7 protein-coding genes and 2 pseudogenes are annotated in these 11,958 nt (G+C 44.0%); all 9 read left to right on the top strand.

Going from position 1 to position 11,958, the window contains the following annotated elements:
• A pseudogene (locus AACQ21_RS03555) lies at positions 1 to 138 on the top strand (YeeE/YedE family protein); the annotation flags it as partial.
• Between the two features lie 56 nt (positions 139 to 194).
• Positions 195 to 1,214, top strand: a complete 1,020-nt coding sequence (locus AACQ21_RS03550) for an efflux RND transporter periplasmic adaptor subunit (RefSeq protein WP_374956403.1) — start codon at positions 195 to 197, stop codon at positions 1,212 to 1,214.
• 1 nt (position 1,215) lies between these two features.
• Complete coding sequence (locus AACQ21_RS03545) at positions 1,216 to 4,392, top strand: efflux RND transporter permease subunit (RefSeq protein WP_105976806.1); 3,177 nt, start codon at positions 1,216 to 1,218, stop codon at positions 4,390 to 4,392.
• A 200-nt stretch (positions 4,393 to 4,592) separates the two neighbouring features.
• On the top strand, positions 4,593 to 6,023 hold the full coding sequence (locus AACQ21_RS03540) for a transporter substrate-binding domain-containing diguanylate cyclase (protein ID WP_105976805.1): 1,431 nt from the start codon (positions 4,593 to 4,595) through the stop codon (positions 6,021 to 6,023).
• Positions 6,024 to 6,567: 544 nt separating this feature from the next.
• Positions 6,568 to 8,688: an anaerobic ribonucleoside-triphosphate reductase gene (gene nrdD, locus AACQ21_RS03535; RefSeq protein WP_105976807.1), complete on the top strand. Its 2,121-nt coding sequence runs from the start codon at positions 6,568 to 6,570 to the stop codon at positions 8,686 to 8,688.
• A 23-nt stretch (positions 8,689 to 8,711) separates the two neighbouring features.
• Complete coding sequence (gene nrdG / locus AACQ21_RS03530) at positions 8,712 to 9,179, top strand: anaerobic ribonucleoside-triphosphate reductase-activating protein (RefSeq protein WP_105976804.1); 468 nt, start codon at positions 8,712 to 8,714, stop codon at positions 9,177 to 9,179.
• 62 nt (positions 9,180 to 9,241) lie between these two features.
• Positions 9,242 to 10,423, top strand: coding sequence for an amino acid aminotransferase (locus AACQ21_RS03525; RefSeq protein WP_013867862.1), 1,182 nt, complete (start codon positions 9,242 to 9,244; stop codon positions 10,421 to 10,423).
• A 28-nt stretch (positions 10,424 to 10,451) separates the two neighbouring features.
• Positions 10,452 to 11,072, top strand: a complete 621-nt coding sequence (locus AACQ21_RS03520) for an ATP-dependent zinc protease family protein (RefSeq protein ID WP_013867861.1) — start codon at positions 10,452 to 10,454, stop codon at positions 11,070 to 11,072.
• A gap of 314 nt (positions 11,073 to 11,386) precedes the next feature.
• Positions 11,387 to 11,958 (top strand): annotated as a pseudogene (locus tag AACQ21_RS03515) (exopolyphosphatase); the annotation flags it as partial.

Genomic DNA, 11,958 nt, shown 5'->3' with positions numbered 1-11,958 from the left:
GGGCCAGCACTATCAAGCCTTGCACTGGGTAATATTGAGGTATGGCTATTCTTTATCTCAATGATGGTTGGGCTTGGTGCAACTAATTTGTTGATCTGCATTAAGAATAATAAACAACAGCAAACGCAAACGGTTTAATCTAACTAGAATTCAATAAGCAAGTGGAATCGTAACGATCAACATGAGGGATGGGTATGAAAAGGCGAATTTGGATTGCGTGTATTGCCTTAATCACGAGCGGTTATTGGGCCGTTGGCTATGCTGATGATCGTTATATCGTGACCTATGAGCAGATACCACAGCAGATTGCATTTGAAGGTGTTGTCCAGCCAGTTAACAAAGGGACAGTTGCGGCTCAAACCTCTGGTCGAGTCGTTGGTGTGTATGTCGACGTTAACGATTTTGTTAAAAAGGGCGACGTGCTATTAGAAATCAGCGCTATTCAGCAATCGGCTTCTTTAGACGCATCTCAAGCTCAGTTAACCAGTGCAGAGGCTCGAAATCGTGAAGCTCAAGCTCAACTAAAGCGTTATCGACTGCTGTTTCCTAAAGGTGCGATTTCACAAGACCAAATGGATGGCGCTGAAGCTCAAGCTCGAAGTGCTGCTGCGGCCGTCAAGGCGGCAAAAGCCGCGGTCGTGCAGGCGAAGGAGTCACTTGGATACACCAATATTACCGCCCCTTATGATGGTGTCGTGACGGAGCGGCATGTAGAGCTGGGTGAAACGGTGGCTCCGGGTACTGCGCTGCTCAGTGGTTTCTCATTCAATGAGTTGCGTGTTGAAACGGCTATTCCGCAGCGCTATCAGCTTGCAGTCACCAATGTTGCTCAATTCCAAGTCATTATACCCACGGGCGATAAAATAACCCCAATCGATTACAGCTTATTCAGTTATGCCGATCCTCAATCACATACATTCAAAATCCGTCTTGAGTTGCCTCGTGCAGACCAAACTGACAAGCTCGGGCAAGTGATGCCAGGAATGTGGGTCAAGACAGAGTTTAATTATGGTCAACGTGAGGTGATGCTCATTCCTGTTGCCGCTGTGATTCGCCGAGCAGAACTGAGTGCCGTATATCGCATCGTTGATGATAAACGACTGCTAAATCCGGTGCGATTAGGGCAAACCTATGGTGAATATGTGGAAGTATTGTCTGGCTTGGAGCAAGGCGATACGGTCGCAAGCCGTGTATTTACACAAGTAGGTGAGTGATATGGATAATCGTTTAGGCGTCTCAGGACGTATTGCCAAAGCTTTTCAGACTTCAGCGATGACGCCGTTGCTCGCGATTGTTGGGTTACTGATGGGCGTTTTTGCGGTAATGGTTACTCCTAAAGAAGAAGAGCCGCAAATCGATGTGACCTTTGCCGATGTGTATATTCCTTTTCCCGGAGCTTCTCCGGCGGAAGTGGAAAGCTTAGTGACGAACCCAGCAGAGCAGATCATCTCTGAAATTGAGGGAATTGATAAAATTTACTCTTTTTCACAACCCGATGGTGCGATGATTGTGGCTATCTTTGATGTCGGCGTTCCTAGAAACGACGCCGTGGTTCGTATTTATAATAAACTCTATTCCAATAAAGATTGGATGCCAAAAGGCGTTGGGGTGGGCGAGCCGATCATTAAACCTAAAGGTATTGAAGATGTGCCTATCGTCAGCATTACGTTATCCGATAAAACGGGCACTTTGGACAACCAGCAGTTAACGCAAGTGGCCCATGGTTTAGAAACAGAGCTCAAACGCATTGATGGTACACGAGATATTTATACGATAGGTCGCCACCCTACTATTGTTGATGTACGTTTAGACCCCGTTAAAATGAACAGCTTTGGCATCACGTTAGATCAACTGAATCAGCATCTTCCTGCGGCGAACCACAGCTCTCCAATGTTGAAACTGACGCATGAAAATCAGCAGTTTCCCATCCAAATTGGTCAGTTTTTAACAAAAGTTGAAGAAGTAAAGCAATTGGTGATTGGGCTGCATAACCAGACACCGGTATATTTAGCGGATGTCGCTACGGTTCAATTGGGTGTTGATACATCAACCCAACAAGTTTGGACCAGTGATAAGCAAGGTATTTATCCAGCAGTTACCTTAGCCATCGCTAAAAAAGGAGGCGAAAACGCTGTTCGTGTGGCTGAGATGGTTGAAGCTCAAGTTGCAGAACTTGAAAATCAGTTAATTCCACACGGAATCAGTGTTGAAATCACGCGTGACTACGGGAAAACCGCCGCCGATAAGAGCAATACATTAATCGGCAAATTGATTTTTGCAACCACTGCAGTCGTTATTTTGGTGATTATTGCGATGGGATGGCGTGAGGCTATCGTGGTCGGTATGGCTATTGTTGTCACCTTGATGATGACACTGTTTGCATCATGGGCATGGGGTTTTACCCTCAACCGGGTCTCGCTTTTTGCGTTAATTTTCTCTATTGGCATTTTAGTGGACGATGCCATTGTTGTTGTGGAAAATATTCACCGCCATATGGCGTTAGGTAAGCGCAAACTGGCGGATCTCATTCCTACGGCGGTTGATGAAGTGGGTGGACCCACAATCCTTGCTACCTTAACCGTGATTGCCGCACTGTTGCCAATGGCCTTTGTCTCTGGGCTTATGGGGCCGTATATGAGCCCAATTCCCATCAATGCTTCGATGGGAATGCTGATTTCATTGGCGGTTGCATTTTTCTTTTCACCTTGGTTAGCGGCCAAGTTTCTTAAGCCTTCATCGCATCAAGCACAATCTCAATCAACTCAAGGCATCTTTCACCGAATCATGAATCCTTTCGTGGTCTCGGCTGCACAAAGACGTAACCGGCTTTTCTTGATGCTTGCGGTATTTGCGCTTATTGCTGGCTCCCTATTATTGCCAATCACGAAGGCCGTGGTTTTAAAAATGCTGCCTTTCGATAATAAATCAGAGTTTCAAGTGGTATTGGATATGCCTGAAGGGGCGTCGCTTGAGAAAACGCAACGCGTTTTATTTGAACTTGGCGCGGTGTTAAATAGCGTGCCTGAAGTCAGTGGGTATCAGATTTACGCAGGTACAGCCGCACCGATCAACTTCAATGGCCTTGTGCGTCATTATTTTATGCGCAATCAAGCCAACCAAGGCGATATTCAGGTGAACCTGTTAGGGCGAAAAGAGCGCGATAAAGATAGTCATACGATTGCAAGTGAGGTACGCCCCAAGCTTAATGAGGTTGCCAGCCGATTTGGCGGTAAAGTCAAAGTCGTTGAAGTTCCACCGGGGCCACCCGTTTGGTCACCTATTTTAGCGGAAGTTTATGGTCCGACACATGACATTCGGGCACAAGCGGCAAGGATGCTACGCGGGATCTTCCACGAAACAGCGGATATTGTCGATATCGATATGTATCTACCGGAAGTGCATCAAAAATGGCAAGTAGTGATTGATCGCAGCAAAGCGTCACACTATCAAGTACCTTATGCTTCGATAGTCGATGCTTTGGCGACGGCAGTCGGTGGAAAGCCGATCACCTATTTGCACAGTGAGCACAGCAAGTACCCAATCCCCATTCAAGTGCAAGCTAGTGAAAACGTCAAAGTCCGATTAGATCAAGTGTTGAACATGAAAGTAGGGAGCACTGCGGGCAGTGCATATCCATTGTCTGATTTAGTTACTATTCGCCAAACTCAAATGGATGACTACATTGTGCATAAAAACCTGTTACCAATGGTGATGGTGGTGGCGGATATGACGGGTGAAACAGACAGCCCCTTATACGGTATGTTTGAAATGGCGTTCAACATCAATGCACTTGGTCTACCTGTGGAACAGTATTATATCCACCAACCTACAGGGTTAAATGGTGTCGAAATATTCTGGGATGGTGAATGGACGATCACTTATGAAACATTCCGCGACATGGGCATTGCCTACGCGGTTGGGATGATCCTTATTTACTTACTGGTTGTCGCGCAGTTTAAGTCCTACCTTGTTCCGTTGATCATTATGGCTCCAATTCCACTGACGATTATTGGCGTCATGCCCGGCCATGCGTTACTTGGTGCTCAGTTCACCGCCACGTCGATGATTGGGATGATAGCACTCGCGGGGATTATTGTACGTAACTCCATCTTGCTGGTTGATTTCATTAATCAGCAGGTTGAAGAAGGTGTGGCATTTTCCGAAGCGGTTATTCAGTCGGCGGCTGTTCGTGCTAAACCCATCATGCTTACCGCTTTAGCGGCCATGATCGGGGCGGTATTTATTTTAGATGATCCCATTTTTAATGGCCTAGCCATTAGCCTGATTTTCGGCATCTTTGTTTCTACCGTCTTAACTTTATTGGTTATTCCTGTTTTGTATTATACCTTATGCGTCATTGATCTTTCTGTTCTAACAATTCCCTTGCTCTAACTATAAAAAGGGCGCTGAGTAGTCAGCGCCCTTTTTATCAGCTTTAAAATGTCAGCAGGCAATGGATATTAAAAATGCAGTTTTAAATAGGTAGATTACGGATAAATTCGCTATGATTATAACTAAAGGTGTTTCATAACAAGAAAAGCGGTGCAAGCTTAATCGTGTTTGAGTCAACTAAACTCCCCAGTTAGGAAAACATGGAACTGAAATCTGCGTTATTGATGATATTTTCTCGAGTGATGGCTCTATTGGCGCTGCAGCTTCCAGTCATCGCTTCTACGGCAGAAGTCGGTGAACCGCTCTCCAGCGAGCATGATCTTTCTCAACCTCTGGTCATTACAAGCTCAGCCAAGTGGAAACCGTATTCGTATATTAATAAGCAAGGAGAGCCTGCCGGAATCTTAGTCGATTATTGGAAAGTCGTTGCTGAGCAAAGCGGGTTCGATGTTGAATTTAAACTAGCAAGCTGGAACGAATCACTAGAGCTGGTTAAACATGGGCAAGCCGACGTTCATGCGGGTCTAATTCAATCACCTGAGCGAGATCTGTTCCTCGATTTTGGACCTGAAATTATGGCGATCGAGACGCACGTATTCTTAGATCAACACCTACTCGGTACGGATTTTGACAAAATATTTTCAGGTGAAATCGATATTAAGGTTGGCGTTGTATTGGGTGGCTATGAGGCGTATTACGCAGCTCAATATTTACCTAAATTAAACTTGGTCTACTTTGCCACGAATGAAGATATGTTGTATGCCGCTTCTAGTGCAAAATTAGAAGGGTTTATTAGCGATTATCAAGTCGCTAATCTCTTTATGTTTACAGAAAATAGCCCGAAAAAATATGTGCCAGTTAAGTTTCTCTATTCTGAGCCGTTGCGCTTTGGGGTGAAAGAGGGCAATGACGTTCTTTGGCAGAAGCTCGCAAATGCGACAGATAAGGTATCTGATGCCTCTAAAATGCAGTTATTTAGTCGCTGGATCTACATGGAGACGGTTTACCCAAAATATTTTATCCCGATCATCATTAGCGTAGCTCTGATGGTTCTCTGTATTTACATCTTGATGTTAAGACGCGCAGTCATACATAAAACCATCGATTTAGAGAGAGCAAATCACTTGCTAGAGAAATTGGCGCAAACTGATGAGCTAACAAAAATCAGTAATCGCCGACACTTCCAATCAAAGATAGCAGAATTGCAAGGAACTCCCGTCCCCTTCACCTTATTGGTGTTTGACATTGATAACTTTAAGCTAATCAATGATCAGTTTGGTCATGAAGTGGGTGATCAAGCCATTATTCATGTGGTTAGACATGTACAGAGAAAGTTATCCAATAATGACTTTATTGCTCGTTTAGGTGGAGAAGAGTTCGCCATTATTCTTACTCTCTATACCTTTGAAGAGGTCAAATTGAAAGCTCAATATATCTGTCAATCTGTCTATGAAAATCCAATGCGAGTAGTCAATGATACCATCACGCTCAGTATCAGTTTGGGTGGCGCCTATTACGATCTTGTTCCTGATAAAGTCTCACTTACTGTTGCGGACAGTTTAATGTACCAAGCCAAGTCGGCGGGTAAAAATCGAGCTGTAGTTGTTAAAGTTGATCAATGTGCGGATTGATCATTCCAATTAACTTCATTTCGGTCATGTATTATCACTTGGCTCGCCCGAGGGCAGTATTTCAAGAAAAGCCATTCCAAGAAAAGTATGGATGATGTTTTTTGGCAACGAAATGATCTCGATTAATCATGAAATAGTGTGCTGGAATTCGACATTCCATGTCGCTAATGTGAGACTTTGTGCCCAAGTCTCGAAAGAGGGAATAAAGAGTATTGCTGCCGCTAATCGACATACACATTTTGATTTTAACATCGCAATACCTCACTGATCGAATCCGAAGGCTTAGCCTATCAGGTTCGGTGAAATTTCAAGAGGAAAAATCAAAAATTTGCAATTTTCATCGTTTCTTTTCTAAGTGAGATCTACTACTCCAAGATCGCATTGATCTTGTTCAATGCTCGGTTTTTATTGATCCAAATCAATACCCTGAGTTGGGAGTTTTCGTTAAATGCACCACAATATATTGTGTCAGTCGGATAATAAACTGCTCTATATAGTGTGTTTGTGGATAACTCTGTGAGTATGCTAGGGGTAAGGAGAAATGGTGAAACCTATCGTAATCAAACGTGACGGATCGAGAGCCCCGTTCAACCGTGATCGCATTCAATCTGCCGTGGAAAGTGCAGCTGAACATATTGATAAAGAGATCGCTATTTACGCACTCAATGTGGCGTTGGCGGTAGAACTGAAGCTCAAAGATCACGATGAAGTCCATATCGCCGAGATTCAAACCCTAGTAGAGAACGAGCTAATGCAAGGGCCCTATAAAGCATTAGCTCGTTCATACATCGAGTACCGACACGATCGTGATATCGCGCGTGAAAAGCAAAGTGCCTTGACGCAAGAAATTGAAGGCCTTATCGAAGAAAGTAATGCCGATCTGCTCAATGAAAATGCGAATAAAGACGGCAAAGTGATCCCAACGCAGCGTGACTTACTGGCTGGTATTGTGGCGAAACACTACGCTAAAACCCGCATTTTACCGCGTGATATTGTGCAAGCGCATGAAGAGGGTGATATCCACTATCATGACTTGGATTACGCTCCCTTTTTCCCAATGTTTAACTGCATGCTGATTGATTTAAAAGGCATGCTCACTCATGGCTTTAAAATGGGTAATGCGGAAATTGATACGCCAAAATCAATTTCAACCGCCACTGCAGTGACCGCGCAAATTATCGCTCAGGTTGCGAGCCATATTTACGGCGGCACCACCATCAATCGTATCGATGAAGTGCTTGAACCGTATGTGACAGCCAGTTACGACAAACATTTAGAAATAGCAAAAGAGTGGGATGTTCATCATCCCGAAGCCTTTGCTATGTCTCGTACAGAAAAAGAGTGCTACGACGCATTCCAGTCACTTGAATATGAAGTCAACACTTTGCATACCGCGAATGGGCAAACTCCGTTTGTCACTTTCGGCTTTGGTCTAGGGACCAGTTGGGCCTCTAAATTGATTCAACAGTCGATTTTGAAAAATCGCATTGCTGGCTTAGGCAAAAATCGTAAAACGGCTGTATTCCCTAAATTGGTATTTGCCATCAAAGATGGCTTAAATCATAAAGCGGAAGATCCAAATTATGACATCAAACAACTCGCATTAGAGTGTGCGACCAAACGCATGTACCCGGATATTCTCAACTACGACAAAGTAGTTGAAGTGACTGGTTCATTCAAAACCCCAATGGGTTGCCGTAGCTTCTTAAATACCTATGAAGAAGGTGGTGAGCTGATTCACGAAGGGCGGAATAATTTGGGGGTAGTCAGTCTCAATTTGCCTCGTATCGCGCTGAAAGCGGGCCGAAATATTGAACAGTTCTACACATTACTCGATAAAAAATTAAAACTGGCTCGCCGTGCTTTAGAAACTCGCATCAGCCGCCTTGAAAAAGTCAAAGCACGCGTCGCACCTATTTTGTATATGGAAGGGGCATGTGGTGTTCGTTTAAAAGCCGATGATTCTATTGCCGATATATTCAAAAATGGCCGAGCATCTATCTCTTTGGGCTACATCGGTGTGCACGAAACCATTACTGCACTCTATGGCAGTGATACACATGTTTATGATGATAGTGAACTGCGAGATCGCGCGTTAGATATTATTAAATACCTGAAAGGGGCCGTTAACCAATGGGCGGAAGAAACCGGTTACGCATTTAGTTTGTACGGTACGCCAAGTGAGAACCTCTGCAGCCGTTTCTGCCGTATTGACACCAAAGAATTTGGTGTGATTGAAGGTGTAACGGATAAAGGTTATTACACCAATAGCTTCCATTTGGATGTGCAAAAGAAAGTTAATCCATACGATAAAATTGATTTTGAGATGCCATATCCAGAGGTTTCAAGTGGTGGCTTTATCTGTTATGGAGAGTTTCCGAATATGCAGAAAAACATAGAAGCGCTTGAAAACGTTTGGGATTACAGTTACAGCCGTGTTCCTTATTATGGGACCAATACGCCAATTGATGAGTGCTATGAATGCGGTTTTACTGGCGAATTTGAGTGTACGAGTAAAGGGTTTACCTGTCCTAAATGTGGTAATCACGACTCATCCAAAGTCTCCGTAACCCGCCGCGTGTGTGGCTACCTTGGCAGCCCAGATGCTCGTCCGTTTAACTTCGGTAAACAAGAAGAAGTTAAACGTCGCGTTAAACACTTGTAAGTGATAGTGAGTAACCTGCTGGCATGAATTATCACCAATACCATCCGATTGATGTTGTGAATGGCCCGGGGACGCGTTGTACGCTGTTCGTCTCCGGCTGTGAACATCAGTGCAAAGGATGTTACAACAAAGGGACTTGGTCGCTGCATTCTGGCCACACTTACAATCAGCAACTAGAGCAGCAGATCATCACTGATTTGAACGACACGCGCATCAAGCGACGAGGATTATCCTTGTCGGGTGGCGATCCCTTACACCCGCAAAACCTTACTTCTATTTTGCAATTGGTTAAACGAGTAAAGACTGAATGTGTGGGGAAAGATATCTGGTTATGGACGGGATATACCCTAAACGAACTCAGTGATGCTCAAAGACAAGTCATTGAATATGTTGATGTCTTGATTGATGGAAAATTTGAACAGGATAAAGCCGATCCAAGCTTAGAATGGCGAGGCAGTGCCAATCAAATAATCCATCAATTTAAACTGTAAAAATTATGTATCTAGTGTTAACTTGAAGGTCATTACTTGAATTTCAAAGGGTTGTGACCTTCATGTTTTCACATTTACCAACACCAACACTCGATCCAATACTTTCATTATCGGTTGCATACCGCAACGATCCTCGCAGCGAAAAAGTTGACCTAGGCATTGGCGTTTATCGTAATAGCCAAGGAGAGACGCCGATTATGCGCGCCATTGCCAAAGCGCAAGAGCACGTGATTGCCACACAAACCACTAAATCGTATGTTGGGCTTGCTGGGTGTGAAGAGTTTAACCAAAGCATGGTGAACTTATTATTGTCTGGCACTTCAGTGCTTGATCGTGTGGCTGCGATTCAAACGCCTGGAGCAAGTGGTGCGCTGCGTATGCTCGGTGACTTAATGCACGTAGCACAACCAGAAACGACGGTGTGGATTACTGACCCAAGTTACGTCAATCATAAACCTGTGATGGAAGCGGCGGGTTTAAAAGTGAAATATTATTCTTACTTCTGTCGCGAGACTAAGCAAGTCGATACTGCACGGATGCTTGATGATTTATCGCAAGCAGGGCCAAAAGATGTGGTGCTTATCCATGGTTGCTGCCATAACCCAACTGGCGCGGATATTGATTTCGCCGCATGGCAAGCGATCACCAGTCTTGCGCAGAAAAATGGCTTCATCCCTTTTGTTGATGTTGCCTACCAAGGGTTTGGTGAAGGTCTTGAAGAGGATGTGAAAGGGCTGCGTTTTATGGCAAACAACGTCGAAGAGATGTTGATCACTACCTCTTGTTCAAAGAACTTTGGTCTCTACCGAGAACGAACTGGTGCCGCGATTGTTGTCGGTAAAAACGCACAAGATGTAGCGAATGCAAAAGGTAAATTACTAACGTTAGCACGTTCGACCTACACTATGCCGCCCGATCATGGTGCTGCACTGGTGAAAACTATTTTACAAAATCAAGCATTAACCGCGATTTGGAAGCAAGAGTTAAGTGAAATGCAACAGCGTTTGTTAAACCTGCGTCAAACCTTGTGTAATCATTTGAGAAATCAGCACAATACTTCACAATTCGATTTTATCGAAAGTCACAAAGGGATGTTTACTGTGCTAGGCTTTACTCCAGAACAGATGGCTCAGCTACGTGATCAATATGGAATCTATGGGGTAGGTGATGGCCGAATTAACATTGCAGGCTTATCAGAACAACATATTCCGTATGTTGCTCAAGCCATAGTGAATGTCTCTTAAATATTTATCAGTTTGATTAGGTGGGTCAATGAAACAACACTTGAAACTTATTGCTCTTTTAATGTTGAGTACTGGTTTGATGGCATGTAGTACGCTAAACCAAACCTCAACACAACCAGAGCAAAAGCCAAAAGTTGAAGAGCCAAAACAACAAAATACTGAGGCACAAAAACCGGTTGAAAAACCTTCAAAAGAGCCAGTTGTGGTGAAGGCCAAAAAAACCTCTGATGGTAAGCTTATTTTGGGCGAAAAAGAGTGGGTTTATGTGCCGAGTTTGAACGAAAGCTTCAAAGCGCGTATCGATACCGGGGCGGCCACCTCTTCAATTAGTGCCGTGGATGTTGTTGCTTTTGAACGCGATGGAAATGATTGGGTCAAGTTCAGGATTGAACACGATGACATCAAAAGTGATGAGATAAGTTTACCTGTTGAACGCTGGGTCAGAATTCGGCAATCCAGTGCAGAGGGGACACAAAGACGTGCGGTCGTTGTCGCTTGGATTGAAATTGGTGATCTCAAAGAGAGAACCGAATTTACGCTTGCCGATCGTACACATCTGACTTACCCACTGTTACTTGGTCGTAGTTTCTTTAAAGATGTAGCGCTTGTTGATGTGAGCCGAAAGTACGTGCAGGATAAACGTAAATAGAGATACCTCCTTCTTAGCTCAACCTAACAGCCAGCACTTGTTGCTGGCTTTTTCTTACCTTCAATTCCCTAGTTGTAACAGCAGTCTTCATACATCATTACTTTATTCGATATTTGCTCAATAAAATGATGCGCTGTGTTGAATAATGTTTAAAAACCATTGTGTTAAGTTTGTTAAAAAAACGATGGCGTCTAAAATTAAAACATACCACCTGCATTGGTAAACCTAAAAGGTGTTAACTCAGGATCTGATATACAAAACACTGCTTAAACCCACGCCGAGCAGTGATATGACTGCTAATAAGGAAATTGTCTATGTCTGAGCATCAACAAGCTGAAAGTAAATTTAGATTAGTGACACGCAGCGATTTTGATGGGCTGGTTTGTGCCGTGTTGCTCAAAAAACTCAACCTAATTGACGAGATCGTGTTTGTTCACCCAAAGGATATGCAAGATGGGAAGGTGACGACAACTGAGCGTGACATTGTCACTAACCTGCCTTACGTCGCTAATGCTCACTTAATTTTTGATCATCACTTATCGGAAACTATTCGCAATCAAGGTGAAAGGCCGAATCATATTATTGATCCAAACGCGCCGTCTGCCGCGCATGTAGTATGGCAATATTATGGCGGACTAGATACGTTTCCCACTCAGTGGCAAGAGATGCTGATTGCTGTCGACAAAGGTGACTCCGCGCAGTTTACTCGGGATGAAGTGCTTGATTCTGCGGGATGGAATTTACTGAATTTCCTTATGGATGCAAGAACAGGTTTAGGGCGCTTCCATGAATTTCGTATCTCCAATTATCAGTTAATGATGGATCTCATCGACTACTGTGAGAACCACTCCATTGCTGAGATTCTTGCTCTGCCGGACGTTCAAGA

Origin of the sequence: Vibrio sp. V01_P9A10T6, assembly GCF_963877065.1 — a bacterium.
Classification (GTDB): domain Bacteria; phylum Pseudomonadota; class Gammaproteobacteria; order Enterobacterales; family Vibrionaceae; genus Vibrio; species Vibrio anguillarum.
Note: the sequence above shows the minus strand (reverse complement) of the source record. Positions and strands in the feature narration are given on the sequence as shown.

Coding starts and splice junctions, on each gene's coding strand:
- AACQ21_RS03520 (WP_013867861.1), top strand. CDS start 10,452: ATGAAACAACACTTGAAACTTATTGCTCTTTTAATGTTGAGTACTGGT.
- AACQ21_RS03550 (WP_374956403.1), top strand. CDS start 195: ATGAAAAGGCGAATTTGGATTGCGTGTATTGCCTTAATCACGAGCGGT.
- AACQ21_RS03540 (WP_105976805.1), top strand. CDS start 4,593: ATGGAACTGAAATCTGCGTTATTGATGATATTTTCTCGAGTGATGGCT.
- AACQ21_RS03525 (WP_013867862.1), top strand. CDS start 9,242: ATGTTTTCACATTTACCAACACCAACACTCGATCCAATACTTTCATTA.
- nrdG (WP_105976804.1), top strand. CDS start 8,712: ATGAATTATCACCAATACCATCCGATTGATGTTGTGAATGGCCCGGGG.
- AACQ21_RS03545 (WP_105976806.1), top strand. CDS start 1,216: ATGGATAATCGTTTAGGCGTCTCAGGACGTATTGCCAAAGCTTTTCAG.